The 26,237-nt window shown below is 42.7% G+C and carries 24 protein-coding genes, 1 pseudogene and 2 riboswitches; of the genes and pseudogenes, 14 read left to right on the top strand and 11 right to left on the bottom strand.

Translation table 11 applies throughout. The annotated features are described in order from the left end of the window. Window positions 1-154, top strand: a 154-nt coding sequence (locus A1019T_RS08330) for an EF-Tu C-terminal domain-related protein (RefSeq protein WP_482822378.1), incomplete at its 5' end; no start/stop codon positions are given. A 276-nt stretch (window positions 155-430) separates the two neighbouring features. Beyond that, window positions 431-1,240, top strand: a complete 810-nt coding sequence (locus tag A1019T_RS08325; protein WP_077451244.1) for a 2OG-Fe(II) oxygenase — start codon at window positions 431-433, stop codon at window positions 1,238-1,240. 104 nt (window positions 1,241-1,344) lie between these two features. Here the strand turns inward: A1019T_RS08325 and A1019T_RS08320 are convergent, their stop codons facing one another. Together A1019T_RS08320 and A1019T_RS08315 are read right to left on the bottom strand one after the other, a co-directional pair. Continuing rightward, window positions 1,345-2,178, bottom strand: a complete 834-nt coding sequence (locus A1019T_RS08320) for a TrmH family RNA methyltransferase (RefSeq protein ID WP_077451243.1) — start codon at window positions 2,176-2,178, stop codon at window positions 1,345-1,347. A 236-nt stretch (window positions 2,179-2,414) separates the two neighbouring features. Beyond that, on the bottom strand, window positions 2,415-3,437 hold the full coding sequence (locus A1019T_RS08315) for a class 1 fructose-bisphosphatase (RefSeq protein WP_077451242.1): 1,023 nt from the start codon (window positions 3,435-3,437) through the stop codon (window positions 2,415-2,417). Window positions 3,438-3,936: 499 nt separating this feature from the next. Between A1019T_RS08315 and A1019T_RS08310 the strand changes: the two genes are divergently transcribed. The 3 genes from A1019T_RS08310 to A1019T_RS08300 all read left to right on the top strand — a co-directional run bounded on the left by A1019T_RS08310 (window position 3,937) and on the right by A1019T_RS08300 (window position 6,632). Then, a complete protein-coding gene (locus A1019T_RS08310) occupies window positions 3,937-4,929 on the top strand; it encodes an aspartate carbamoyltransferase catalytic subunit (protein WP_095532588.1) in 993 nt (330 codons plus the stop codon). Window positions 4,930-5,017: 88 nt separating this feature from the next. Next, the gene (locus A1019T_RS08305) at window positions 5,018-6,169 is read left to right on the top strand and encodes a dihydroorotase (protein ID WP_077451240.1); all 1,152 of its coding nucleotides are present in this window, start codon (window positions 5,018-5,020) and stop codon (window positions 6,167-6,169) included. Continuing rightward, window positions 6,162-6,632, top strand: coding sequence for a DUF2127 domain-containing protein (locus A1019T_RS08300; RefSeq protein WP_077451239.1), 471 nt, complete (start codon window positions 6,162-6,164; stop codon window positions 6,630-6,632). Before A1019T_RS08305 ends, A1019T_RS08300 begins: the two co-directional genes overlap by 8 nt. Here the strand turns inward: A1019T_RS08300 and A1019T_RS08295 are convergent. Together A1019T_RS08295 and A1019T_RS08290 are read right to left on the bottom strand one after the other, a co-directional pair. After that, window positions 6,629-7,399 carry an SGNH/GDSL hydrolase family protein gene (locus A1019T_RS08295; RefSeq protein ID WP_077451238.1) on the bottom strand — a complete coding sequence of 257 codons (771 nt, stop codon included), beginning with the start codon at window positions 7,397-7,399 and terminating at the stop codon, window positions 6,629-6,631. The genes A1019T_RS08300 and A1019T_RS08295 overlap by 4 nt on opposite strands. Before the next feature lie 271 nt (window positions 7,400-7,670). Then, window positions 7,671-9,050 (bottom strand): nicotinate phosphoribosyltransferase, encoded by a 1,380-nt coding sequence (locus A1019T_RS08290; protein ID WP_208608054.1) that lies wholly within the window; start codon window positions 9,048-9,050, stop codon window positions 7,671-7,673. A gap of 88 nt (window positions 9,051-9,138) precedes the next feature. On the opposite strand from A1019T_RS08290, the gene A1019T_RS08285 reads away from it, so the two are divergent. From A1019T_RS08285 to A1019T_RS08275, 3 genes are all read left to right on the top strand, one after another. Then, window positions 9,139-10,245 (top strand): RNA-guided endonuclease InsQ/TnpB family protein, encoded by a 1,107-nt coding sequence (locus A1019T_RS08285; protein ID WP_077451236.1) that lies wholly within the window; start codon window positions 9,139-9,141, stop codon window positions 10,243-10,245. A 101-nt stretch (window positions 10,246-10,346) separates the two neighbouring features. After that, window positions 10,347-10,934 carry a recombination mediator RecR gene (recR, locus tag A1019T_RS08280; protein WP_077451235.1) on the top strand — a complete coding sequence of 196 codons (588 nt, stop codon included), beginning with the start codon at window positions 10,347-10,349 and terminating at the stop codon, window positions 10,932-10,934. Window positions 10,935-11,013: 79 nt separating this feature from the next. Beyond that, window positions 11,014-12,312: a ribonuclease D gene (locus A1019T_RS08275; RefSeq protein ID WP_077451234.1), complete on the top strand. Its 1,299-nt coding sequence runs from the start codon at window positions 11,014-11,016 to the stop codon at window positions 12,310-12,312. Between the two features lie 10 nt (window positions 12,313-12,322). Here the strand turns inward: A1019T_RS08275 and A1019T_RS08270 are convergent, their stop codons facing one another. From A1019T_RS08270 to gcvT, 7 genes are all read right to left on the bottom strand, one after another. Further along, complete coding sequence (locus tag A1019T_RS08270) at window positions 12,323-13,051, bottom strand: serine aminopeptidase domain-containing protein (RefSeq protein ID WP_077451233.1); 729 nt, start codon at window positions 13,049-13,051, stop codon at window positions 12,323-12,325. 223 nt (window positions 13,052-13,274) lie between these two features. Continuing rightward, window positions 13,275-16,169, bottom strand: a complete 2,895-nt coding sequence (gene gcvP / locus A1019T_RS08265) for an aminomethyl-transferring glycine dehydrogenase (RefSeq protein ID WP_077451232.1) — start codon at window positions 16,167-16,169, stop codon at window positions 13,275-13,277. Window positions 16,170-16,283: 114 nt separating this feature from the next. Next, a complete protein-coding gene (locus tag A1019T_RS08260; protein ID WP_077451231.1) occupies window positions 16,284-17,069 on the bottom strand; it encodes a nitroreductase family protein in 786 nt (261 codons plus the stop codon). A gap of 86 nt (window positions 17,070-17,155) precedes the next feature. Then, window positions 17,156-17,884: a nitroreductase family protein gene (locus A1019T_RS08255; protein WP_077451245.1), complete on the bottom strand. Its 729-nt coding sequence runs from the start codon at window positions 17,882-17,884 to the stop codon at window positions 17,156-17,158. Between the two features lie 175 nt (window positions 17,885-18,059). Continuing rightward, the gene (gcvH, locus tag A1019T_RS08250; RefSeq protein WP_077451230.1) at window positions 18,060-18,440 is read right to left on the bottom strand and encodes a glycine cleavage system protein GcvH; all 381 of its coding nucleotides are present in this window, start codon (window positions 18,438-18,440) and stop codon (window positions 18,060-18,062) included. Window positions 18,441-18,464: 24 nt separating this feature from the next. Then, a complete protein-coding gene (locus tag A1019T_RS08245) occupies window positions 18,465-19,082 on the bottom strand; it encodes a hypothetical protein (RefSeq protein WP_077451229.1) in 618 nt (205 codons plus the stop codon). Window positions 19,083-19,115: 33 nt separating this feature from the next. Beyond that, a complete protein-coding gene (gene gcvT / locus A1019T_RS08240) occupies window positions 19,116-20,261 on the bottom strand; it encodes a glycine cleavage system aminomethyltransferase GcvT (RefSeq protein WP_077451228.1) in 1,146 nt (381 codons plus the stop codon). A 230-nt stretch (window positions 20,262-20,491) separates the two neighbouring features. Beyond that, a riboswitch (glycine riboswitch) is annotated at window positions 20,492-20,603 on the bottom strand. Window positions 20,604-20,702: 99 nt separating this feature from the next. Then, window positions 20,703-20,834, bottom strand: a riboswitch (glycine riboswitch). A gap of 595 nt (window positions 20,835-21,429) precedes the next feature. Between gcvT and A1019T_RS08235 the strand changes: the two genes are divergently transcribed. From A1019T_RS08235 to A1019T_RS08210, 6 genes and pseudogenes are all read left to right on the top strand, one after another. Continuing rightward, complete coding sequence (locus A1019T_RS08235; protein ID WP_077451227.1) at window positions 21,430-21,750, top strand: YcgL domain-containing protein; 321 nt, start codon at window positions 21,430-21,432, stop codon at window positions 21,748-21,750. Between the two features lie 254 nt (window positions 21,751-22,004). Then, entirely contained in the window at window positions 22,005-22,718 is a 714-nt protein-coding gene (locus A1019T_RS08230) for a hypothetical protein (protein WP_244156591.1), read from the top strand. A 287-nt stretch (window positions 22,719-23,005) separates the two neighbouring features. Beyond that, complete coding sequence (locus A1019T_RS08225) at window positions 23,006-23,881, top strand: AAA family ATPase (protein WP_077451226.1); 876 nt, start codon at window positions 23,006-23,008, stop codon at window positions 23,879-23,881. A 100-nt stretch (window positions 23,882-23,981) separates the two neighbouring features. Beyond that, the gene (locus A1019T_RS08220) at window positions 23,982-25,214 is read left to right on the top strand and encodes a vWA domain-containing protein (protein ID WP_077451225.1); all 1,233 of its coding nucleotides are present in this window, start codon (window positions 23,982-23,984) and stop codon (window positions 25,212-25,214) included. Between the two features lie 13 nt (window positions 25,215-25,227). Then, on the top strand, window positions 25,228-25,746 hold the full coding sequence (locus A1019T_RS08215; RefSeq protein ID WP_077451224.1) for a septum formation family protein: 519 nt from the start codon (window positions 25,228-25,230) through the stop codon (window positions 25,744-25,746). A gap of 239 nt (window positions 25,747-25,985) precedes the next feature. Then, window positions 25,986-26,237, top strand: a pseudogene (locus A1019T_RS08210) (RNA-guided endonuclease InsQ/TnpB family protein); the annotation flags it as partial.

Genomic DNA, 26,237 nt, shown 5'->3' with positions numbered 1-26,237 from the left:
ACAAGAAGGTACTGAAATGGTAATGCCAGGCGATAACGTTGAGATGAGCGTAGAGCTAATCCACCCAATCGCTATGGACAAAGGTTTACGTTTCGCTATTCGCGAAGGTGGCCGTACTGTAGGTGCTGGTGTTGTTGCTAACGTTAAAAACTAATTTTAGTTTAACGTAGTACAGCATCATGCGAAAAAGACCCTCTGGAAACAGAGGGTCTTTTTTTATGCTGAACATTTGCCTGTATTGATTATAATCTGTCAGCTATGGTTTGCTTTTACAGCGATTTTTAAAGTACTATTACTCTTATAATAACGAAATCTAAAGTGGTAGATTTAAGCGAGCCTAATTTAATCTGACTTAGGTTTATTAATTTTTATCAGCTGATTAATCGAAGTCGCTTCTATTACTGACCTAATGCAAACAAAGGAATTGTAGATGAGTGCTCTAATGGAACTAGAAAAAACTTGGCAAGATTGGTTAAAACATAACCTAGCTAGAGGAGTCCCTTCCAATAAATTGGCTGCTAGCTTATTTGAAAAAGGGTGGATAGATGCTGCTTATGAATTGATCCATAAGAGTAATAGCAACCTGCAAATACCTTATATAGATATCTCACATAACCATATCAAATTGATGGATAGAGAAGTCTCTTTGGCTTTTACTTGTCATAAACCGTTTATTGCAGTCATTAATAACTTTTTAAGTCCTGAGGAATGTCAGGCTTTAATTGATGATGCCGATAGTAAGCTAAAGGCCTCAAGAGTGGTTAATCCTGAAGATGGTACTTTTGTTGAACATCATGCTCGAACTAGCACCAGTACTGGCTATCAACGTGGTGAAATTCCGGTAATTAAAAACATCGAAAACAGAATATCCGAGTTAGTACATTGGCCGGTTGAAAATGGAGAAGGATTACAAGTATTACGCTATGAAGATGGCGGAGAGTACCGTCCTCATTTCGACTTCTTTGATCCAGCTAAAAAGAGTAGTAGTGTGGTGACTAAGAAAGGGGGACAGCGATTGGGTACCTTTTTAATGTACTTATCGGACGTTGATGCTGGTGGTTCGACCCGATTTCCAAATTTAAATTTTGAAGTGCGTCCAAAGATGGGTACAGCACTGTATTTTGCTAATACTGATTTGAATGGTCAGATTGATAAATTAACCTTACATGCAGGAACACCTGTAACCGAAGGGGTTAAATACTTGGCGACCAAATGGCTAAGAGAAAAGCCTTACGTTTAAAGTTATTTTCATGGTTTGATGACTATAAAAAAGGCACCTAAGGTGCCTTTTTTAATGTAAACATTTTGAGTCACTATAGCTTTTGATTTTAGCTAAGCTATAGTTTAACTATAGTCTCTTTGGCGTAGTGTCTCATACATACACAGAGCGCCTGCAATGGCCACATTTAGGCTTTCTTGACCGTTAGGCTGAGGTAATGCCACTGGGGTGGCTTGCTTCATAATATCTTCACAGACGCCTTGGCCTTCATGACCCATTACCCAAGCTACTGGGCGATTTAGATTCTGTTTATAAATAATGTTATCTGTGTGCGAGCTAGTTGCATAGATAGGCAGTCTTAAATAGCTCAAGACTTCATCGGCTTCAATGCCTTCGTAGATAGTTAATCCAAACTGAGCCCCCATACCGGCACGCATGGTTTTTGGTGACCAAGCCTGAGCGCTGCCTTTGGTGCAGATAATGTTTTTGATGCCCACGGCTGCTGCTGTGCGTAATAGAGTGCCTACGTTACCATTGTCTTGGACGTCATTTAAGATTAAACAATCCGTGGTAATAGGCGCTTTTAAGGTGTGTAAATTGTGCTCAGGAACATCGACAATGGCCATGATCTCAACCCCATTCCCTAAGGTAGTAATGCCCTGGTAAACACTGTCACTAACTACAGTAAGTTGATTATCAAGATTCTGCTCGCTGAGTGAGGCCAGTAGGGCCTGAACTTCTGGATGCGATAGGCCACTGTAAGAGATGATGATTTGTTGCGGCAAGTGCTTGGCTTGAAGCGCTGCTTCTATAAGGTGTACGCCTTCAAGTACCGTCTGACCTGCCTTTTTACGTTGGCGTGATTGGGTTAACAAAGCTTTTGCTAACTTCACTGTTGGGTTCTTTTCTGAAGTAATAACTGGGTTATTAGAAAACTTGTTGCTGATTGCGTCGGTCATTATTTGCTCATTTGATTTAGATATTAAAATATATAGTTTTCGATTACTTTTGGCCTAGCTCTGCTTTATGGGTAGTTCGTTTAGCTAATAAAAGCGAGGCTGTAAGGATCAAACATATAGTCAGTAGGGTAACACACCTAGTGTTTAATACGTGATGGAGTTTTGCAATAAAAAAGGCCAAACCTAGTTGGCTTGGCCTCTTATAGCAATAAGTTATAGTAATTAAATACAGTTAACTAAGCTTGTTGATGCAACTTTTGTACCTGCTCAACCTCATTCTTTGCGCCCAATACCACTGGGACGCGTTGATGAATATCGGTAGGTTCGTAGTCCATAATGCGATTGATGGCATCTGTTGAAGCTCCGCCTGCACGTTCGATAAGCAGACTCATAGGATTGGCTTCGTACATTAAACGAAGCTTGCCCGCTTTGCTTGGATCCTTAGTGTCTTTGGGATAAATAAAGATACCGCCACGGCATAAAATACGATGGACGTCACCTACCATAGCAGCGACCCAGCGGGTATTAAAGTTTTTACCACGAGGACCAGTAGTACCTGCTAGCAATTCGTTAATATACTGCTGCATGGGCGGTAACCAGTGGCGTGCGTTTGAAGCATTAATGGCATACTCTTTGGTATCGGCGTCAATAGAGATGTTCTTTTTAACCAGTTCAAACTCGCCTGTGGTTGGGTTTAAGCTAAATAGAATCACGCCATCATTGTTGCTATCTAAAGCGTCAGAGAAGGTGAATGCCAACATCGCTGATGAACCATATAGCAAGTAGCCGGCTGCCAACTGCTCAGTACCTTTTTGTAAAAAGTCTGCGTTCGTTACTGCTTGGCCTTTGTTGTTATGAGGTAAGATTGAGAAGATGGTGCCAGTAGGCATGTTGATATCAATATTTGATGAGCCATCTAGCGGGTCAAACAACACCAAAAGCTCTCCTGATTCATTGGCAGGGGTAGCATCATCCAACTCTTCACTAGCGACACCAGCACAGTGTTTATTAGCGGTTAGTGCGTCTAGTAATAAGTCATTAGCAATAACGTCCAATTTCTTTTGTTGTTCACCCTGTACGTTTTCCGCACCGGCTTCGCCATGGATATCTGCCAAAGCGCCTTTGCGTAAAAGCTCTGTAATCTCTTTACCTACTGTAGTAATGGTATTAATCACATCAATTACCGCAGATTTTTCACTACTACTGTCTGAAGAAGTAGCGGTTAGGTAACTTTGGAAGTAGTCGTTAAGCGTAGTCATTATGGATTCCTTTATCCAAGAGTCAGGAAGGGGTCTATTGTATCTATAAATGTGTTTTTTTACATAAATCTAGTACGAGAAAGTCAATACGGTCACTTTTTGAAAGGCAGTAAATCAGCTAAACTATACCAACTTTTACTAACCCAGTTTGATAAGGGTCAAAGATAGCCCTTTATGTTTTATTCGGGTAAAAAAGTGACTTGTAGACTGTCTACTACTGCTGACTATAATTAGCAGTAATGGGTCTGCGCAAAGTGTAGCAAAAACCATGCAATATTTCTTGTGCAAGTTAACTATAATAGCTGATATAAATGATAATCCCGATAACGGATTGTACTACCTTATATGGTTTGGCCCTAGTTTTACTGCCCAACCACCCATCTGCATCTGCTCATAAAGGATACCTTTAACTGCCATGACTGACTCAACACAGAAACCTGAGACTGCACATCCCTCACAGTCGACCCTATCTGCTAACTTTGACTCGACAACGGCAAGAATGAATGCCTCATTGAGTAAACCCCAATTAAATGAGGACGGTAATATCCGTCATTTTTTAGGGATTGAAGGCTTAAGTCGTGCTCAGTTGAAAGCCATTATTGCTAAGGCTGAATCATTTTTTGATGACAATGGTCAATTGATTAACAGCCCTGAGCTTGAAGGCTGTACGGTCATGAACCTATTCTTTGAGCCATCAACCCGTACTCGCACCACGTTTGAAGTGGCAGAAAAACGCTTGGGCGCCAACGTATTAAATATTGATATTGCCCGCTCTAGCACCCAAAAAGGCGAGAGTTTGCGGGACACCTTATGGAACCTACAAGCAATGACTGCCGACATATTCGTGGTGCGTCACTCTGCTTCTGGTGCAGCGCATTTCATGGCTACTGAAGTAACCCCTGAGATTGCTATCATTAACGGTGGTGATGGTTGGCATGCGCATCCTACGCAAGGCATGTTGGATATGTTAACCATTCACCGTGAGGCACCGCGTCCGTTTGAGGAGTTAACGGTGGCCATCATTGGGGATATCAAGCACTCGCGTGTGGCCCGCTCTGATATTGCCGCTCTAAAAATATTGGGCGTAAAAGAAATTCGGGTCATTGCACCTCGTACTTTATTACCAAAAGGGATTGAGCGTTATGGGGTGAAGGTTTATGAGGATATCGATGAGGGCGTGGTTGATTGTGATGTATTAATGGGGCTGCGTATTCAAAATGAGCGTATTGGCTCTCCGTTAATGGCAGCATCAGGGGAATACTTCAAAAAGTATGGGATTACTCCAGAGCGTGTGGCCAAAGCTAAGCCAGACGCTATTGTCATGCACCCAGGTCCTATGAACCGAGGGGTAGAGATTGCTTCAACTGTCGCAGATGGCCCGCAGTCAGTAATTTTAAAGCAGGTCAATAATGGCATCGCGATTCGTATGGCTGTGTTAGCTATGGCGGTACAAGGGCAACGCGAATATCAAGCGTTGCACTCTTTACTATAAGTTCAGAGTCTTACTGAATAAACCTTGCTTATGCTTATAGCCTATAAATGAAACTCTATCTCTCATACTAAAAAATACTGGATATATCATGATTAACCTACTGCCTAAAGAGTTTACCCAACCCGATATCGAAGCCAAAGAAAATCACTGGTTGTTACCGCCATTGGTCGATTTATGTGCTCGTCTACGTGAACCTGGTCTACAACAGCACGGTACTTTACAAACAGAAGGTCGTGCGGCTCGTGCCAACGGATTCTTGCATGTGATTACCCCGCCAGATACCACTCCTGTCTTAGAAAACGGATCCTTATTAAAAGGTTTAAGAGAACGCGCCAAGCAAGATGGGGGCATCTACCTGCACATCTTAGGGGCCCTAACTGCAGAGTTAAAAGGGGAGCGTCCGGCCAATGTGGCTGGTCTTAAAAAAGGAGGCTGTATTGCAGTCACTAATGCGGGTCGTCCCTTTGCCAACGATTTAGTATTACTGCGTACTTTAGAGTATGCCGCTACTTTTGGTTTAAAAGTGTTTTTCTACCCTAATGAGCCTAGCCTATCTGCAGGCGGGGTAGCTCATGAAGGCTATATCGCCTCTTTCCATGGCTTACAAGGCATTCCTTGGTTGGCAGAGACGGTTGCCCTATCTACTCAATTGTTGATGGTCGAGGAAACAGGTATTTCCGCTCACTTTAGTCAGTTGACCTGTAAGTCCTCCATCGGCTTAATGCGTTTGGCCAAAGCTCAGGGCTTGCCGGTCACTTGTGATGTGGCGATGCATCAGCTGCATTTAACCGATGACGATTTAGAAGGGTTTAATGCTCAAGCTTATGTCATTCCACCTCTGCGCAGTAATACCGACCAAAAGGCACTGATTAGAGGTCTGCAAGACGGAACCATCGACGCCATTTGTAGTCATCATGAGCCCTTAAATGACACCGCAAAGCAAGCGCCTTTTGCTGAGTCTACCCCAGGGATTTCAAACTTTGATACCTTTATGGGCCTAGCTTGTAAACTGGTACGTGACAACATCTTGACCCCGGAACAATTGGTAGAGAAGATTTGTTTGGCGCCAGCACGAATTGCGGGTATTGAAGAGCAGTATCACGAAATCGGGGGTGCGGTATTGGTTGATCCTAATCATGAGTGGCAGCTGACTCGAGACAGTATGCTGTCAAAAGGTAAAAATACGCCTTTCTTAAATCAGACCTTACAAGGTAAGGTGGTGGAGACTTATTTTGACTGAGCCCACTGTAATTAGTGGCTCCATTAAAGCAGTCACTTTTTATGAATTAATAAAAGGAGTAGGGGCAGTGATTACTGCCCTTGCTTTATGGGCTTGGCATAATGACGTGTCGCTGTGGATTGAGTCGGCGAATCACGCTTGGGTCCAACATTTTGGTACTTTATTTAGTACCCAAGTCGAGGCGCTTACCCGAGTGGCCCAGAAAGCTTCAGAGAACTGGACCTTATTCTTATTATTGATTTTGGGTTATGCCAGTCTTCGCTTTATTGAGGCTTATGGTTTATGGACTGATAAAACCTGGGCTTATTGGTTTAGCGTTTTAGGCTACGGTATTTTTTTGCCCGTTGAGCTTTACTATCTCATCGCTCGACCTTTTGATTGGCTACAGCTAGCGACGCTGCTACTAAATGTTTTAGTAGTGGTTGTGGTCTACAAACATATGCGTCGTAAAGGGCTGATCTAAACTAGCTCAGAAATGGTTTTCGCCAATTTTTTTGCCAACAGTGAGTAGGCGGTGGAATTCGGATGAAAGCCATCTTCAGCAAAGAAGTTTTGGGGTTGTAGATCCTTATTGTTAAGGTTAATCGGCAAAGCCAATACCGACTCATAGTGGTCACAAACCTCAATCAGCTTCTCATTCATTATCTGCGTTTTATACCCCATTAACTTATTAAGTGGGCTAGGAATAGCCGGCATTTCCTGCATGGGGGGTAAGCAAGGGAAGATAATCTGTTTCGCTCCAAATTTGCGCTGACTTAAGCCTATAATCTCGCGCAGCTGCTGCTCCCATTTGTTAATAGAGACATTAGCAGTGGTGTCATTTACCCCCACCATCACTATCATGATGTCTACAGGAGTGGGGGGTACGGGCAACACATAGAGCCTACGTAGAGCATCAAAGCTAGTATGACCAGAAGTGGCGTGCAGCGCCCACTCCAGCTGTGAGAATTTCTGTTGAATTTGGGGCAGTAGCTGCAGTTGCTCAAGCAATTGGCCGGCAAGCGCTTCTTGTTGTGAGCTCACCCCGACACCAGCCGCTGAGGAGTCTCCTAGCAGCATGATATTTAAGGTGCTCTTATCCTCTGAAGGGCTGTCCTTTTCGTTAAGAGTCAGTCGCCCTTTACGTTCTCCTTCTGCTTCTGGCAGTCTTAAAGCGGTCTTTTTTAGCTTCATACCTTGGTAGAGATAAACCGGGGCTAATGCGATGTGTTTCGGTTGCAAAGGAATCATAGTTTTTTCTTTTATATAGTTTATCTGGCTGTTATATAGTTTATCTGGCTGTTTTAGGAAGCTATGAGTGTAATACAGTTTGATATCTCAAGCTAGAGTAGGGTGACAGCCGAGCCTCCTGCTTTGCATGATTTGGTTATGGTTCTTATCTAAACGAAACATGCAAAAGAGAAACATAAACAAAAGCTTCGCCTTAGATAGGACGAAGCTTTTGTTTATCAAATGTAATACGACTCATTGAAGCTGATACTGGTAAGTGGTAGGCTGTATTTTACCAACTCCCAGTACGCTGACGAATGGTGGTTAAGCTATCGTCAATTAATAGCTTACCATCGACAAACACATCACGTAATAAGTTATCTTCGCGGCTTTGTAGCTGGGCTTCTTTTATGGTGCTCATATTGCCTTGTTGGTCTTTGACTAGGGCTAAGCGTCCTTTTTTCGAACGTTTTGAGCGACTGGTAATGGGGTCTTTGAAGATGTCTTTCCATTCTCCGTCGATTTGAATGGCACTGGCTTTCATGGCCCAGCTCATGGTGTCTCGGGTCACTTGCTGTAATAAGCCGCCACCCATGCCGAAAGTAACGTCATCGGCGCTAAATCCAGCCTTCATTACTGTCTGTAATATCTTGCCTAGGCTTTGCGGACTTATGCCATCGCCCTGGATTAGACGCACATAATCCGGCAGAACTTTATAGCCTTTGCTATTTAGACTGTAGCCAAATTTGACCGATAAGCGCTCTAAAGCTTCACGCACAACTTTAGCGGGATCCCCACTGTCAGGGCGGATGACTAAAGTGCCGCCCATGGTTTCGACTTGCTGCTTTAACTCATCGCCCCAAATATTATCAATGGCGTTCCATAGGTCATAACTGTCCGAGACCACCGCCACAGTATTTCCCTCACCTCCAAATTGCTCTAGCATATTGGCATAGGCTTGGCTTTCACGTTCGCGACCCCAAGCAGTCATGGTGCTGTGTTCTGCAGCGGGAATAGAGAAGGCAGGCATCTCCTCGCTCATACCATACCAGCGACTGGCTGAAACTAAAGCAGTCATACTGTCAGTGCCAGAGAAGTTGACTAAATGAGCCAGGCTACCTAAAGCCACAGACTCTAAGCTTGAAGCACCACGGGCTCCAAAGTCATGTAACTTAAAGGGCAGGCCAGCTCGGCTATCTGCTGATTTCTCCAGGGCCGCTTTGATTACGTTTTTGCAGTAATAAGATAAACTCGATACCGTTGAAGGATACCAAATGGCCCGTAATAAAGAGGTCTCTAAATAGCTAGGTAGCCAATAAAACTCAGGATCGGTATTAATAATCTGACACACCACATTGGAGACAGGAACAATGCTGCCCTCGGGCACTGCTTGAATTCTAATCGGCAGATAACCATCATGCTTCTCTACTAGACGCTCCCAACCTGAGCGATTAAAGGGTAGGCCGTGAGCGGTAATGATTTGCTCTGCCTCGTCAATATCTGCAGTGCTAATAGGCTTGCTCAGATATTCTTTAATGTAAGCTTGTAACCCAAAGAAAACCACATCATAGTCGCCTTTGTGGGCTTCGACGTAGCTCGACATATACTCGCTTCCTGGGGGATACTGTAGCCAGTGCGAAGTTTTATCACCTATCGCCGTAAAACCACCCACTTCAGGGGGTGGATATAAGGCGACACACACTGTCGTCAGAAGCAGTTAAAGGGTTGTAAGTTAAAATTAACCTCGCCATACTGAATATATGAAAACACTCAAGCTACGCATTAAAGACAAGCACATAAAAGAGCTGAATCAGCTAAGCGGTTCGGTAAACTTCGTGTGGAACTATGTTAATGCGTTAAGTTTTGAGCATCTAAAACGTACTGGTAAGTTTTTTAGTGCTTATGATTTAAGCCAATACACCAAAGGTAGCGGTGAGTATTTAGGCTTGCACAGTCAAACACTGCAAGCCATCAATGAAACTCACGCCAAGGCGCGGAAGCAATTTAAAAAAGCCAAACTTAACTGGCGCAGCAATCGTCCTGATGCAAAACGCAAAACACTGGGCTGGATACCTTTTAAAAAGTCTGCTATCAAATACCTAAGCACAAAACAAACGGGAAAGAAAGTACTGAGATCAACCATACAGCTATCACTATCTAAAGGTCAAAAGCTCATCATAGATGTATTCGATAGCTACAACCTAAGCCTATATCAAATCAACACGCTTGAGATAGTACAAGACAGTCGTAATCGTTGGTATGTGTGTATTACCGTTAAAGACTTTCCTAAGCAAGCAAGCGGTATGGGCAGCGTTGGTATTGACTTAGGTTTAAAAGAGTCTGCAACCACATCAAATGGCGACAAGTTAATTATTAAGCAAACGCAAAAGTGGGCGAATAAATTAGCAGTAGCCCAGCGTGCTAAGAATAAAAAACGTGTCAAAGCAATCCACGCCAAAATTAAAAATACAAGATTAGACTTAATTCATAAATTCACCACCAAGCTTGTTAAAGATAACAGCTTAATTGTAGTTGGTGATGTTAAATCACGCTCATTTACAACTAAAAAAACCAAGCTCGCTAAATCGACATACGATGCCGGATGGTTTGAACTTAAACGACAACTGGAATATAAATGCAAGCATGCAGGTTGTCAGTTTGAGATGGTAAATGAGAGTTACACTACCCAGACCTGCTCGTGCTGCCATAAAATAAGTGACAGTAGTCCAAAAGGTAGAGCAGGTTTGCGAATAAGAGGATGGACTTGTGCTGAGTGTGGCACATGGCATGATAGAGATACCAATGCTGCTAAGAATATCCTTGCGGTCGGGCTTGACCGTCTAGCTGTAGGAATCCCCTCGGTTTAGCGAGGGGAGGAGGTCAATTAGTAGCTTGTGGTCGTGTCTGACTCTATAAGTTGCTAAAATATAAAGTAGTAAAATATTTTGCATATAAAAAAGGTGATTGATTGTTAACCGAAAAATTTGATAATTTGGTTAAGCAGCTGCGGGTACTGCCAGGCGTGGGACAAAAGACTGCCCAACGCATGGCCTTGCATCTGCTTAATGGGAAAAGACCTCAAGGCTCGGCCTTGGCGCAGGCTTTAGATATTGCCATGCATGGTATTATTGAATGCCAGCAATGCCACTCTTTTAGTGATGATGAGATTTGCCCGATTTGTTTAGACCCTAGGCGCGATGACAAGGTGCTGTGTGTAGTAGAAACGGCTGCAGATGTGATGGCTATTGAACAATCTGGCGGCTATCGCGGTCGATATTTTGTGCTAGGCGGTCATTTGTCGCCGCTTGATGGTATTAATGCCGATGATCTTAATATTGATCAGTTGGTTAATCGAGTGAAAGCGTCGCCTGTAGATGAGCTGATTTTGGCCACCAGCACTACGGTGGAAGGTCAGACTACGGCTCATTTTATCTCTGAAGCGGTTCGTCGTCATGTGGGCAAGGTTACCCGTATAGCTCAAGGTATTCCGATGGGCGGAGAGCTTGAATATTTAGATAGCATGACCCTCTCTCAAGCTTTGCAAAACCGCTCTTAGTAATTAGTAAAATTTCTGGTTATAACCTCTATTTAACCCAAACTCCTATTTTTTATTTATCACGGTAAAGAAGACTTCCATGACTCAGGTATCCACAGGCAGCATCCCCACTCAAGAGTCGACAGCAAACACAGCGACTATTCACGACCCGAGTAAATTGCTTGATGTAGCAGCTATCAAACGAGGTTTGGAAGCTTCTACTAATTTACCAGTACACTGGGTATCTGACTTTGATGCTCTAGAAGCCTGTCTTGATGATTTAGAAACCCGAGATAGAGTGGCTTTGGATACCGAGTTTATTAAGCGCAGCACTTATTTCCCGATCCTTGCTCTGGTACAAATTAATACCGGTGATACCATCTATCTGATTGATGCTCCTAAGCTTGATTTGACCGAGTTCTGGGTGGTGTTAGAAGAGATGCCGATGATGATCTGGCATGCTTGTGGCGAAGATTTGGGTATTTTTTATCTATTATCAGAAAGCCCGGCATTAACCAATGTCTTTGATACTCAGATAGCATTGTCTTATTTAACCGGTCAGTTGCAAATGGGCTATCAACAGGCATTGAGTCAGGAGTTAGATATTCATGTTGAAAAAGGGGAGAGTCAATCAGATTGGTTGGCCCGACCACTGACCTATGAGCAAAAGTGTTATGCCATTGATGATGTGCGTTATTTGCTTAATTTGTACGATATTTTACATCAGCAACTTGTCAAAAGAGATTTATTAGATAAGGTGATTGAAGACTGCCAGCTTTATACCAAAGAGTTGTATGAGGCGGCTAATATTGAAGATGATGCCACTTATTTAGCGATGGCTGATTTTCGTTATACTGGTGAACAATTGGCGGTGTTACAAGCCGTCTCTAGCTGGCGGGAAGCTTTGGCCCGTGCCACCAATCAACCGAAAACTTTTATTTTGAAAAAACAAGCGGTACGTGATGTGGTGGTGGAGTTTCCGAAAAGCATCAAGCAACTGACCCAAAAAACCACCATGCATCGCAGCATGATTCATCTATACGGCGATGAGTTGATTGATATTATCAATAAAGCGCGCACTCTACCCGTTGAGGAGCAGCCTGCCTTAGTGTTACCGCCTTATCGTTCTAAAGATAAGACGGTCTCAAAAGCGGTAAACCAAGTGATAAAAGAGTATGAGGCCGAGACTGGTGTTCCTGCCAATGTGCTGATGCGCAAAAAATGGCTGTCTCAGCTTTATGAAGCTGTTGCTTATGATTTGCCTATTGAGGATATTCCAGAAGGGCTAAAAGGGTGGCGTAACCCCTGGGTCATGCAAACCCTGATTCCACTGCTCGAAACTTATAAGCAGCAGCTAAAAGAAGGTATGCGCATGCAGCAAGAAGAGGATGAGTTATAAGCGGATGGGTTTATGGCTTTTCATTAGCAGGCTTTTTGATCGCAGGCCTTTTAAACATGCCATGATCCAAAAAATAAGCGGTTTGTTCAGCGACAGCTTGATTAATTAACATTCCGGTATGCGAGACAGGAAGGATGATGTGGTCGGTTGCTGACTCAAGCTTGGTTTCATAGACATAGACCGTCCCATCATGCTCACACTGAGGGTAGCTAAGTTTTGACTTTTGATTGTGATAGTTAAGCACTATTTGCCCTAGACCATAAGGGGCATTACCGGCTATTACTCCTAGGCTAACGCCTTTTTTTAGGGGCGCATTCTGTCCATCTAATGCATTTTTATAAGCATTACCCACCAAGGGCGATAGTAAATTATTTACATATTTAGCAGTGGTACTGCCTTTGTGAGGGGTGCCCAAAGTTACGCAGCGTCCAATATTCCACTGTGGATACCGTGAAATAAAATCTCTAATTACCAGTCCGCCTAAGCTATGACCCACCAGGTTGATGGCAACCGAGGGGTAATGGTTATCTAAAAGCCAACTATTAAGACTATTACTGTGTTTATCAATACTATCGCGTAGGCTGTAATAGTTATGCTGATACGTAGCAAAGCCTCGGCTTTGTAGCTGCATTGCTAAAGGCTGCATAATCCAAGCTTTTTGATGTAGCCCATGTATTAATACCACAAAGGGTTTGTGAGCAGGGTTTAAGGGTGTAGGCGATGACTTAGATTTTGACAAAAGTGGTTCCTAATTGTGATTATGTGGTTTTATAAAGTGATTGAGTTTTGAGTATCACTTTAAAGATTATAAATAGAGCGTTAAGGTCTATGAGTTAAAAAATGTCAGTAAAAGTTAATCTGATCTTATAGATATAAAAAAACCTTCAAGTCTTAGACCTGAAGGTTTTTTGTTGTCACTATAAAATCAACAGTGGCTATAAGCTAGCAATTGCTGATTATGATTACATATAGTTTTCGATGCTTGGGCAGCTACACATTAGATTTTTATCGCCATAGGCATCATCGATACGACCGACGGTCGGCCAGAATTTATGCTGACGGATATAGTCTAATGGGAACGCAGCAGTATCACGGCTATAAGGATAGTTCCATTCTTCGCTAGTGATAACGAACGCTGTGTGCGGTGCGTTAACCAATGGGTTGTTGTCAGCCGTCCAGCCATCAGTGCCTTCTTTCACTTTAAGCGCTTCTTGCTTAATAGATTTAAGGGCAGAGATAAAGCGGTCAAGCTCATGCTTAGCTTCAGACTCTGTTGGCTCAATCATTAGTGTACCCGCTACTGGGAAGCTCATGGTTGGCGCATGGAAACCATAGTCCATCAAACGCTTAGCGATGTCCGCTTCAGTGATACCGGTCTCTTCTTTAAGTGGACGGATATCAATGATACATTCGTGCGCGACACGGCCATTCTTACCGGTATAAAGTACAGGGTAATCATCTTGTAGCTGGCTGGCCACATAGTTGGCGTTTAATAGAGCTGTCTTAGTGGCTTGTAGCAGACCATCACGGCCCATCATGGTGATGTACATCCATGAGATAGGTAAGATGCTGGCTGAACCATAAGGAGCAGCTGAGACCGCAGTAGTGTCTTGAGTCGCATTAAATACTGGAGCCACGCTATGGTTGGCTTTGAAAGGCGCTAAGTGAGCCTTCATGCCGATAGGACCCATGCCTGGACCGCCGCCGCCGTGTGGGATACAGAAGGTTTTGTGCAGGTTCATGTGCAATACGTCAGCACCCACTTCTGCAGGCTGCATGATGCCCACTTGGGCGTTCATGTTGGCGCCGTCCATATACACTTGACCACCATGGCTGTGAATTAGAGCACAGATATCACGAATACCGGCTTCGAACACACCATGAGTAGACGGATAGGTGATCATTAGCGCACCTAAGTTTTCGCTGTGCTCTTCACACTTCGCTTTTAGGTCTTCAACGTCAACGTTACCATTTTCATCAGTGGCGATTACGACAACTTTCATACCCATCATCTGCGCGGTGGCTGGGTTGGTACCATGGGCAGATTTAGGAATCAAACACACATCACGGTTGGTTTGACCCAATGATTCATGGTAGCGGCGAATGGCCAGTAGACCCGCGTATTCGCCTGATGCCCCAGAGTTTGGCTGCATTGAGATGTCGTCAAAGCCGGTGATGGCTTTTAATTGCTCTTGTAGGCTTTCAATCATCGCCACGTAGCCTGTCACTTGGTCTTGCGGTGCAAAAGGATGCACGTTGGCAAACTCGTTCCAAGTAATAGGTAGCATTTCGCTGGTAGCATTTAGCTTCATGGTACAGCTGCCCAGTGAAATCATGCTGCGGTTCATGGCCAAGTCTTTGTCTTCAAGCTTCTTCAAATAACGAAGCATTTCATGCTCAGTGTGGTGCGAGTTAAACACTGGGTGAGTTAAGATGGCATCAGTACGTAGAACCGCGTCGTTTAAAGAGACTTTGGCTTCGCTAGGTAACGCTTCAGCTTTGTTAGTAAATAACTGAGTTAAGGTTTCGAAATCTGCTGAGTTACTGATTTCAGAGAAAGAAACAGACAGTTTGCTGTCGCCTTCACGCCATAAGTTATAGCCGACATTTTCTGCATTTTCATAGATTTGAGTGGCCAATCTTTCAGAGCCACAGTCTACTAACACCGTGTCGAAGATTTGATCGTGAATAACGCTTAATTCACCGCCGGCTGCTTTGATAGCATCGCTAAAAGCAGTGGCCATAGCATGGATACGAGTGGCAATGCGTTTTAAACCTTCAGGGCCATGATAGACCGCGTACATACCAGCTAGGTTGGCCAACAATACTTGAGAAGTACAGATGTTTGAGTTGGCTTTTTCGCGGCGGATGTGTTGCTCACGAGTTTGTAGCGCCATACGTAAGGCAGTGTTGCCTTGAGCATCTTTTGAAACCCCGATAATACGACCAGGAGCAGAGCGTTTTGCTTTATCAGAGAAAGCAAAGTAGGCCGCATGTGGACCCCCAAAGCCCATTGGGATACCAAAACGCTGAGTACTCCCTAAAGCCACATCAGCACCGATAGCCGCTGGTGACTTTAATAACACCAAGCTCATGATGTCACTGACCACTAGGGCATAGGTTTTATTCTCTTTAACCGCAGAGATTACCTCTGTTAAATCAACCACATCCCCTTCACGGCCTACGTATTGGAAGATAGCACCAAAGAAGTCACCTGATTTGGCGGTTTCAAAATCACCAACAACCACTTCCCAACCAAAGTATTTGGCACGGGTACGAATGACGTCTAAAGTTTGAGGATAGATACGTTCATCAACGAAGAATTGGTTGGATTTACTTTTGCTAACGCGTTTGGCCATCGCCATACCTTCAGCGGCAGCCGTGGCTTCATCAAGAAGTGACGCGCCGGCCAATTCTAGACCAGTGAGGTCGATGCAAACTTGTTGGAAGTTTAATAAAGCTTCAAGACGACCTTGTGAGATTTCAGCTTGATAAGGGGTGTAAGCGGTATACCAGCCTGGATTTTCTAGGACGTTACGCTGAATAACAGCGGGCATACGTACTGGCGAGTAGCCTTGCCCAATGTAGCTTTTATTAACCTTGATGTCATCAGCCATGCCACGTAGCTTGGCCAGAGCATTATGCTCACTCATGGCTTTTGGTAGATCTAATTCACGGTTCATGCGCACAGCTTCAGGCACGGTATCAGCAATAAAGCTGTCCATGTCATCATAGCCAACCGCTTTAAGCATTTCTGCTTGATCGTTAGCACCTGAACCTAAGTGTCTGGCTACAAAACGTGTTTCGTCAAATAGACCGTCAAAAGATAGGTTAGAGTTTGTGTTTTGGGAGGTCATGGCAGTCCTTAATGGTTAAATCAAACATGTGGCTAGGGTTTCACAGTAACAAGCTTGAAAACCGTGAAGCCGGATTAAACTGGCAGTTGTCGTACCGGTTGTAAAATTTCTAAATTAAACGTGCTTAACAAATTGGTCGTAATCGAACCTAAATTGTTCATTATAAATACCGTTGTCGCTTCTTTCGCCCGCACCAATCATCATGGCAATATGGTGATGACGGGTTAAGCCCAGTAGTTTTTTCATACCCGGCTCATCAAATCCGCCCATCGGGCAGGTATCAAATCCGTATGCTCTTAGCGCTAACATTAAGTTTTCAGCTGCTAAAAACGTATTACTAAGCGCCCATTTTACTTGGTCAGCCTGAGTGTAATAAGGCGTGACTACAGGACCTTTAACTTTACGATGTACGGTGGTAAATCCCCATTTGACCACGGCTAGTGCATTAATTGGATCTTGGGTATAAACCAGTGGAATAAGCTTTTCGTAATATCTCTTAACCTTTGCCGGTACCGGCTGTTGTGGGTATTCTTTAATAATTTGCTTGCTGTGTTGTCGCCAGTTATCAGTACGGGCAACAACGGCTATTAATCTATTAGAGGTTTTGGCTGCGTTTTGTCCCAGGCAAAGCTTAACTGCTTTTTTCTTAACTTCTTCTGAATCAATAACATAAAACTCCCATTGCTGAAGGTTACTGGCATTGGGCGCAAGCATTGCCATGCGCAAACAATCTTTAAGAACCTCATCAGGGATAGGAGTGTCAGTGAAACGTCTTACAGATCGACGTGACTCAATCACCTGTTTAAAAGCCTCTAGATGCGGTGCGTTTAGGCTACCTGACTCTGATTGATGGCTTTTTTGGCTTTCTATATGAGGTTTATTTTGCGACTGTTTTGTCATTTTTAGCATATCCTTTGCAGATTAAGTGTTGTTTACTACCTTTAATATTCAGTAAGTGTTATTTGAATAGGTGTCATTGAGGAAAATTAAACCCGTTTAACGAATTTATCGTAATCAAAACGGAATTGGCTGTGATAAATACCTCTTTCGGCACGCTCACCAGCAGCTATCATCATAACCACATGGTGGTGGTCACTAAGATTGAGTAATTTTTTTAAAGCAGGTTCATCAAAGCCGCCCATAGCACAGCTATCAAAGCCATGAGCACGAAGGGCTAAAATCAAGTTTTCGGCAGCCAGTGCTGTGTTATACATAGCCCAGTTTTTGATGTCCCCATAAGTATAACAAGGGGTTTTAATGGGGCCTTTAAATTGTCTTACCGCTTTGGCCATTCCCCATTTAACGGCAGAGAACATCCCTGCAGGACCTCGTAGGAAATCCATAGGGACAATTTTTTCATAGTAGTCGCGTACTTTTTTTGGGGCTTTGCCATCTGGAAAGTCACGAATATTTTGTTTGGCATGGTCGCGCCAAGTATCGGTTCTTGCAACTACAGCAATCAGCTTATTGGCGGTTCTTGCTGCATTTTGGTTCATACAGATTTTACTGGCTTTGCTACGCTTATCTGGGGTTTCAATAACATAGAAATCCCAAGGTTGTAAGTTACTTGAGTTAGGAGCAAGCATGGCTAAGCGCAAGCAGTCTTGCAATACTTCATCGGGAATAGGGGTGTCAGTAAATCTTCTTACTGAACGACGAGACTCAACTACCTCTGTAAAGGCGGCTAAATTCTTTGACGATCTAATATCTTGCATAGCAACACCTTGATCTGTTTTAGTCTCTTGGGTGGGGGTAGGACTTCCTTGGTCTTGTTGTGACACAACCTATTTATCCCTAAATAGTTAATGATATAAGGGTGAAAATAAGTAAGCGTCGCCTCAAAGATGAAACAACGCCGTTCACGCCTTATTAAAGAGACAAGCCTGTCAATTATAGGTCAGCTTGATACTCTTCAGCTGATAGTAGTGAATCAAAGTCGTCAGCATTGTCAGGCTTAATGCGGTACATCCAGCCATCACCATATGGGTCGGTGTTAATAACTTCTGGATCGTCTTCAAGCGCTTCGTTGATGGCCACAACTTCACCAGTGATAGGCGCATAAACGTCTGAAGCTGCTTTAACAGACTCAACCACAGCCACTTCATCATCAACGGCTACAGTATCACCCACATCTGGAAGTTCAACATAGACGATATCGCCAAGAGCGTCTTGAGCATGGTCAGTAATACCGACAGTGATAGTACCGTCATCTTCCATGCGTAACCATTCGTGGCTAGCAACATACTTTAATTCTGATGGAACATTACTCATAAATTTCTCCTAGGGTTAAAAAAGTTAGTTAGATAAGTCGCATATAACATCAGTCATATTTGCTTTTTGTTGAGATGGGTACAGTTCTAAACCTACTGCGGCCTCATCGTCTTCGTTCTCATCACAAACCTCACAATCTTCGAAAGTAATTTTTGTGTTAGCTCTGAGTTTTCTTCTTACTTCATCTACTGGCTTATCGATAACGAAGTAAGGGGAATATATACCATTGGCAATACCACCTGCAAAACCAATCTTTTTAATTGGCATGCCATAATAAGTACCTACCACATTAAAGTGGGCATCAAAGTAAGAAGATTTTTTGGTAAAGGTGGAGCCAGAGCTTATCCCATTTATATCATAAAACCCAGTCTTTAAGTCGCTATCTACGAAAAGTTTATAGGCATTTGGCAGTGCAATTGTTCCCGGTTTAAAGGGGAGTTTATTACCTTTATATGTGTTTGATTTGTAAAAAGAATCGTAATTAGGGGTCATGCGTTTAAGCATGATGTCTTGTTTGCTTAAGTCACATGCATTTTCCCATGGCTTGAAAAACGGAGTCCAGTCCACAGTCGAGGCTAAGCTAGCTTGGTTAAATAGCAAAGAACCTAACAACAAGCCTAAAACTCTAAACGATTGAGACATACAGCACTCCTCAAAGCTACATATGAGAATTAATTAATCAAACTGCTTTTCGCCATTACGTACGAAAGGTAGCTTTAATACACGAACATCGACAAATTTACCTTTACCGCGCAAATCTACTTGTACTGTGTCTTCATCAGTCACTGACTCTGGAATGCGAGCGATGGCGATAGACTGCTTTAGGCTAGGGGAGAAGGTACCACTGGTGATAATACCTGTGGTTTCTTTATCTGTGCCTTGATTGATAGTTACTGTCATGCCTTCACGTAGTACGCCGCGGGTCTCTAATAATAGGCCCACTTGTTTCATAGCACTGCCATCTTCTTTGGCTTGTTTGCGCTTAGCGGTAAGGGCTTCACGGCCAACGAAATCACGGTCATCTTTAAGCGCTAGGGTCCACCCCATGTTGCACTCATAAGGACTGATAGTTTCATCCATATCATGGCCATATAGGTTCATACCGGCTTCCATACGTAGGGTATCACGAGCGCCTAGACCTGCTGGCTTGACACCTTGATCTAGCATCAGCTGATAAAACTCTGCAGCATTGTCGCCTGGTAGGATAACTTCAACGCCATCTTCACCAGTATAACCGGTACGGGCCACAAACCAGTCGGCTGCTTCTGTGTCTGCTAAGTCCGCACCCACAAAAGGCTTAAGGCCATCTAAGATGTCAGACCAGCTTGGCTTGGCTTGTTTTAATTTAGCCACAGCGTTAGGCCCCTGAATGGCTAAAATAGCCAGCTCAGGACGTTCAGTTAAGGTAACCTCAAAGCCTTCGGCTACTTTATTAAATTGAGCCAAATCTTTATCGCGAGTAGCAGCGTTAGAGATGATGCGGTATTGAGTCTCGTCCTCATTCATTAAATAAACGATTAAATCATCAATGATGCCGCCCTCAGCATTTAGCATGCCTGAGTATAGAGCTTTACCTACAGTCTTAAGTTTGGCAACATCGTTAGCTAGCAGTTTTTGCAACCAAGCTTTAGATTCAGTGCCTTCCACATCGGTAATGACCATGTGTGACACATCAAACATACCCGCATCGGTGCGGACTGCTTCGTGTTCATCAATCTGAGAGCCGTAATGAATAGGTAGTTCCCAGCCTGAGAAATCTACAATTTTACCGTTATTGTCCACGTGTGACTGATAAAGAGGAGTACGTTGTAAAGTGGTCATGACAAATCCTTGTGATTAGTAATAAAAGTAATTAATAAACTGGTTGAACAACTACTGTATCGTAAACGATTTCAATCAAAAATATGAGGTTATAAAATCAAGTCTAACTGCATTGTAGTAAAGTATGCTTTATAAAGGGTATAAAAAATAAAGGGCATAAAAAAAGGCAAATAAGTCGACGAGTCATCACCTTTATCAGTAAATGCCGATAAAGAGTCTCGAATTACTTATTTGCCCCATCTGTCCTGTTACCTGAGATTTTCGATAGTGGCTTATTACCACTATCTTCTCCCCTTCGGTGGGTACTTATAATATTAAGCACCACTCTCCAGATTTGTCATTGTTGTCCTAGCTTAGCTGCCCTAAATATAAATTTATAATCTAAATAAAAGCTAAGACACAGACCCTTCCCTACATGATGTTATAACATGCGGTGGGTTAATGAGTTATTCAGTCCGGTTACCTGAGCGATTGGCAGGGTGCTTACGCCTTCGGTGGCAGTCAGGTTTAATAGCCCTAGTTTAATAATAATATAGGGTCAAAAAGGTCACTGCGCTCTCCTGAAAAACGCCCTTATTATGAAAGGTGCGAAACTATTTTACAAGTCACAAATTCTAAGTACTGTGCTCGGTTTGATAAAACCCCCTCAATAATAGGGTTTAGGCTGCTAAATAAAATTAAAATGGCAGGCAGTTATTTACTCAAGTTATGAGTTTAGCCTAAGCAGAAAGAAATGAAATCAAATTTATGTTTCATCTTACATTCAGGGCAATCGCACTATAGAAAATAGCCGCTTTAAATTAGATTATCTAAATAAAAGGTGTTAAATAGTTAGAAACTATAACTAAAATATTTTTATATATCTCGTGTTTTTGTTATTTGCGACCGAAAATTGGTGATAACATCTGTAAAAGGTCAATAATTAATTAAAATGTAGCTAAAATCGATTTGTAGTGCGATTGCCCTGATCTTACATTGAGTTTAATAGCAGATTATTAGTACATTGGTTATCATAAGCAGTTATAAGCAACTTTTATTGGCATCCTGCTGTATTATATAACCTTACTTAGATTATATAGCCTAATCTGACATTCTAATACGGGTTAAATATAACACCCGCACATAAATAGACTCGTACCCAAATAGAAAATAGCAAAAGGTAACCTCAATGCATTGTGATATTTACAAATTCCCTAAACACAGCGAAATGTACGTTTATATAGCCAGACCTGACTATCCTGATGACACAGATGAGATTAAAGATTGGTTAGGTGTATTACCCAAAGAGCTACGTAAAAGTTTAGGGGAGGCTAAGTTTTTAATGCATCTAGATTTAGCAGAGACCAAAAAATTAGCTCGAGTTGATAAAAATGAAGTAATAGAAAAACTAAACTCGCAAGGTTATTTTGTGCAAACTCCGCCATCAGACGTTTTATTGGCCCAAGCGCAAGCTCGAATGAAAGAGGCACAGGATAAGCGTTACGATTAATTGTTAAAATTTAACTTTTTCAATTAATGTAGAAAACATTTAAAATAGATCCTAGTCGCTCACTATATAAGTTGAGGACTGAGATAAAGAAGGCGTTGTTGGCTATTATTGCTTGCTGTGATTTGATTTATTATTAACTGAGTCGTGGTAGAATATGCCAACTTAAGCATGACCTATTACTGTTTGCTAATAACTAAATAGAGTACAGCAGTAAGTTTAATTTAACTTTAATTGACTAGTAGACTGAGCATTGCATGGAATGGTTACGCAATATTGTTATTAATTTGCCGCTGGATGAAATCAGCGATTCAGTGAGCCGACTGACAATTTGGTGGAGTCACTTAGTGGCTGACGTGCCAGCAGATATGTTACCAATATATGCCTATGTCGGATTTTCTGCCATTGTGCTTTTATTATGGCTGTTTATCGTTAGAATTCTGCCCAGTCCTTTAGGTGGCATGAGCTGGCTAGCTTTGTTCTCCATTTTATTGGCGCCAGGATCTGCTGCGGGTAATACCGGTGAAGTGGCTCCTGCCAGCATTGGGGTAGTCTACGGTATCTTAATGAAAGATCCGGGACTAGCACTGCGTAGTCTACTGCCTATCTTAGTGGTATTCGCTGTCGGACTGGTACTGGGCTTTATTTGGCAAATGATTAGAAATATTGTTGAAAAAAGTGCAGATCAATCTCGTCAACAGGCTTTGGCTGACGAAAGAGCGAACATGCAGCTGGCTTCAGCCAATTATGTTGATCTGGTTCAGGGTGATGAGGCTGTAAAGAAAGAGCCTGAGCTGATTAAACGAAAGTGTGAAGTGCCAGGGCATAAAAAAGAAGTGCCTGTGGCGAAAGAGGTGGCAACAGATAGCTCGTTAAAAGATAATTCTGATGCTACTTTAAGCAAAAAAACTGACCCAACAAAGCCGACTACCAAACCTACTGCCGTTGATGTTAATAAGAAAGACTCTTAGTGGGTTTGACTGCGACTCTCATATTACTTACAACACTACCTAAATAAAATTATATAGAGGTCAGCAGTAAATACTGTTGGCCTCTAAAATTTTCAACCCGCCATTTCTCCTTCTAAAAAACAAACTCTGTAAGTAAAGTAATAACGTGATGTTTAAAAAAGTAGTTTGATATTTGTTCAGCTATCTAATATGTTAATAGCAGCATTAAATAAACCCTTATAAATCAAAATTCTGCTTACTGCCTATTTTAATCTTCCATACACAAAAAATTTAGCGAGATAATAATTATGACGCAATCCAATAATGATGCTCAGAATCCGAGTAAAGAGTTTACTGGTACCCAAAGCTATATTGCTACTGATGATCTACAGTTAGCAGTTAATGCAGCCATTACTTTACAAAAGCCGTTGTTGATCAAGGGCGAGCCTGGCACTGGTAAAACCTTATTGGCTGAAGAAGTGGCACAGAGTCTGGGTATGCCACTGATTACTTGGCACATTAAATCAACGACCAAGGCTGAGCAGGGCTTATATGAATACGATGCCGTATCACGCCTGCGCGACTCACAATTGGGTGATGACAAAGTGTACGATATCAATAACTACATTAAGCCTGGTAAGTTATGGGAAGCTTTTACCTCAAATGAGCGCAGTGTGTTATTGATCGATGAGATTGATAAAGCAGATATCGAATTCCCGAACGACTTGCTACATGAGCTAGATAAGATGTCGTTTTATGTTTATGAGACCGGTGAGACCATTACTGCCGATAAGCGCCCTGTGGTTATCATCACCTCAAACAATGAAAAAGAGCTGCCTGATGCCTTCTTACGTCGCTGCTTCTTCCACTACATTGACTTCCCAGACGAGCAAACCATGCGTCAAATCGTCGATGTTCATTTCCCAAATATCCAAGAAAAATTGGTCAATGATGCGTTAGATATCTTCTATAAGCTACGCAACTTGCAAGGTTTAAAGAAGCCGCCTTCAACTTCTGAGCTAGTAGACTGGCTGACTTTATTGTTGGCTGATGATATGGCGCAGCAAGAGTTGGAAGAGAACCTACGCGGTGAGAAGTCGATTCCTCCTTTGTATGGTGCCTTGCTTAAAAATGAAGCAGACATTACCTTGTTGCAGCGCTTCGCCAATATGATGCGTCGCTAGTTAACAGATAACTAAATAATCTGATGTTGATCAACTATGATTTTGACCCAGTAATTGGAGTTATCCTTCTGGGTCAGCAAAATCAAAAGGCTAGGCTGATATGTTTGTAAAACTGTTTTATACCTTGCGCACTTATGGAGTACCGGTGAGTACGCGTGAGCTGCTCGACTTAAATGCTGCGCTTGATAAGGGGTTGATGCGTCAGCCGCATCCTGATTTTCCTGAAGATAAAGATTTATGGTATTTCGCTAGCCGTGAGGACATGTATCGGCTGATTAAGCTATGCATGGTTAAAGATGAGCGTCACTTTGATAAGTTTGACCGGGCCATGGCTGACTATTTCGATGGCGTGGACAGCTTAGATATTGATGAATTGATGGCGAAGCTAACCGATATCCCCAAAGAGTGGTTAGAGCTTAAGCTTGATCCCAAAAACTTAACTGAAGAGCAGCGCCGATTGCTGAAGAAATATGGTTCGCTTGAAGCGCTGATGAAGGCCCTCGAGGAGCGTTTAAAAGAGCAAAAAGAGCGCCATCAAGGGGGCAGTAAATGGGTAGGAACTGGTGGTAGCTCACCTTTTGGCGCTTATGGTGATCACCCTGAGGGAGTGCGTGTCGGCGGTGAATCACGCAAGCGCAGTGCGGTTAAAGTCTGGGAGCAGCGCAAATACCGTGACTTAGATGATGATAAGCAGCTGGGTACCCGCCAACTACAAATGGCGCTACGAAATCTACGTCAATTTGCCCGGACCGGTAGCGCTGATGAGCTGGATGTGAAAGAAACCATCAAACGCACAGCACAAAAAGGGGTGCTTGATATTCACATGCAGCCTGAGCGTCGCAACCGAGTAAAAGTGCTTATGTTATTTGATGTCGGTGGCAGTATGGACATCCACATCGAATCGTTAGAGAAGCTTTTCTCTGCAGCCAAGAATGAGTTTAAAACCCTAGAATTCTATTATTTTCACAACTGTCTTTATGACTTTGTCTGGAAGAATAATCAACGCCGGCACGCAGAACGCACACCGACCATGGATCTTTTACAAAAGTATGGCCGTGAGTATCGTGTGATTTTCGTTGGTGATGCCTCCATGTCGCCGTATGAGTTATTTTCGGTAGGCGGTAGTGTGGAATATATGAATGCTGAGCCGGGAGCCGTTTGGCTCAAGAGGGTGACGGATCATTTTGATAAAGTGGCTTGGCTTAACCCTGAAGATCCTGCCTACTGGAATTACACCCACACTATAGGTGAGATTAAAAAGTTGATGGAGGGCCATATGTATCCGATGACTCTACATGGCGTGGAAGAAATGACCGGATATTTAGCAAGATAACAAAGGAAAAAAATTGAGAAAGTTTAATATAGACAGACAAAAGCTAACTTTCACAGTGGCTGTAGGTACGTTAATGATGGCTATTTTAACGTCTGGCTGCAGCAAAGCTGAAGAAGGCACCCAGTCTGTTTCGCAAGACTATGATGAAGCGTTTGTGGGGATGTGCTTTGATGATGCCTATCCCGAAGATACTCATATCGACGAGAACTCAAATGCAGCCATTACCCATCTTGCTTTAGAACCTTTGTCGTGCCGAGCGCCACATGATAATGAAGTTTATTATATCCATCGATTGCCTGCCACTGCTGAGGCCAAGCTAGATACAGATGAATTCTTTGAGGATATGCTTGATGTCTGTGAAGATAAGTTTGAAGACTATATCGGTAGTAGCTATCAAGACTCTTATTATGAAATGTCGGTTTTATTTCCTACTACCGAAAGCTGGAAGTTAGGACATAGAAACGCCATATGCTACGCTTTTCATCCTGCAGCGAAAAAGTTGGATTTCGAATTAAAAGGCGTTGATGAATAGCATTAATGAATTGCGGACTTAGACTCTATTAAAAATCGTAACAGTTCATAAATTATTAACTGAACTATTTAAGCCAAATCATTTGCTAAATTGGACTGCTATTCTTATAATTCGCTCCTTTTTTATCACCAGTCGCCGTAAAACCACCGACTTCAGGGGGTGGATATAAGGCGACACACACTGTCGTAAGAAGTCGTTAAAGGGTTATAAGCTAAAATTAATATTGCCATACTAAAGATATGAAAACCCTCAAGCTACGCATTAAAGACAAACACATAAAAGAGCTGAATCGTCTAAGCGGTTCAGTGAACTTCGTGTGGAACTATGTTAATGCGTTAAGTTTTGAGCATCTAAAACGTACCGGTAAGTACTTTTCAGCCTATGATTTAAACCAGTACACCAAAGGTAGCGGTGAATATTTAGGATTACACAGTCAGACCTTACAGGCTATCAACGAGACACACGCTAAATCACGTAAACAATTTAAAAAA

This window comes from Psychrobacter piechaudii (assembly GCF_900162825.1).
Classification (GTDB): Bacteria; Pseudomonadota; Gammaproteobacteria; order Pseudomonadales; family Moraxellaceae; genus Psychrobacter; species Psychrobacter piechaudii.
Note: the sequence above shows the minus strand (reverse complement) of the source record. Positions and strands in the feature narration are given on the sequence as shown.

Bases quoted from the DNA above. Each gene is read 5' to 3' on its own strand.
- A1019T_RS08285 (WP_077451236.1), top strand. From the start codon at position 9,139: ATGAAAACACTCAAGCTACGCATTAAAGACAAGCACATAAAAGAGCTG.
- A1019T_RS08260 (WP_077451231.1), bottom strand. From the start codon at position 17,069: ATGACAAAACAGTCGCAAAATAAACCTCATATAGAAAGCCAAAAAAGC.
- A1019T_RS08220 (WP_077451225.1), top strand. From the start codon at position 23,982: ATGTTTGTAAAACTGTTTTATACCTTGCGCACTTATGGAGTACCGGTG.
- gcvP (WP_077451232.1), bottom strand. From the start codon at position 16,169: ATGACCTCCCAAAACACAAACTCTAACCTATCTTTTGACGGTCTATTT.
- A1019T_RS08275 (WP_077451234.1), top strand. From the start codon at position 11,014: ATGACTCAGGTATCCACAGGCAGCATCCCCACTCAAGAGTCGACAGCA.
- gcvT (WP_077451228.1), bottom strand. From the start codon at position 20,261: ATGACCACTTTACAACGTACTCCTCTTTATCAGTCACACGTGGACAAT.
- A1019T_RS08230 (WP_244156591.1), top strand. From the start codon at position 22,005: ATGGAATGGTTACGCAATATTGTTATTAATTTGCCGCTGGATGAAATC.
- A1019T_RS08310 (WP_095532588.1), top strand. From the start codon at position 3,937: ATGAATGCCTCATTGAGTAAACCCCAATTAAATGAGGACGGTAATATC.
- A1019T_RS08225 (WP_077451226.1), top strand. From the start codon at position 23,006: ATGACGCAATCCAATAATGATGCTCAGAATCCGAGTAAAGAGTTTACT.
- gcvH (WP_077451230.1), bottom strand. From the start codon at position 18,440: ATGAGTAATGTTCCATCAGAATTAAAGTATGTTGCTAGCCACGAATGG.
- A1019T_RS08325 (WP_077451244.1), top strand. From the start codon at position 431: ATGAGTGCTCTAATGGAACTAGAAAAAACTTGGCAAGATTGGTTAAAA.
- A1019T_RS08295 (WP_077451238.1), bottom strand. From the start codon at position 7,399: ATGATTCCTTTGCAACCGAAACACATCGCATTAGCCCCGGTTTATCTC.
- A1019T_RS08305 (WP_077451240.1), top strand. From the start codon at position 5,018: ATGATTAACCTACTGCCTAAAGAGTTTACCCAACCCGATATCGAAGCC.
- A1019T_RS08315 (WP_077451242.1), bottom strand. From the start codon at position 3,437: ATGACTACGCTTAACGACTACTTCCAAAGTTACCTAACCGCTACTTCT.
- A1019T_RS08245 (WP_077451229.1), bottom strand. From the start codon at position 19,082: ATGTCTCAATCGTTTAGAGTTTTAGGCTTGTTGTTAGGTTCTTTGCTA.
- A1019T_RS08235 (WP_077451227.1), top strand. From the start codon at position 21,430: ATGCATTGTGATATTTACAAATTCCCTAAACACAGCGAAATGTACGTT.
- A1019T_RS08320 (WP_077451243.1), bottom strand. From the start codon at position 2,178: ATGACCGACGCAATCAGCAACAAGTTTTCTAATAACCCAGTTATTACT.
- A1019T_RS08255 (WP_077451245.1), bottom strand. From the start codon at position 17,884: ATGCAAGATATTAGATCGTCAAAGAATTTAGCCGCCTTTACAGAGGTA.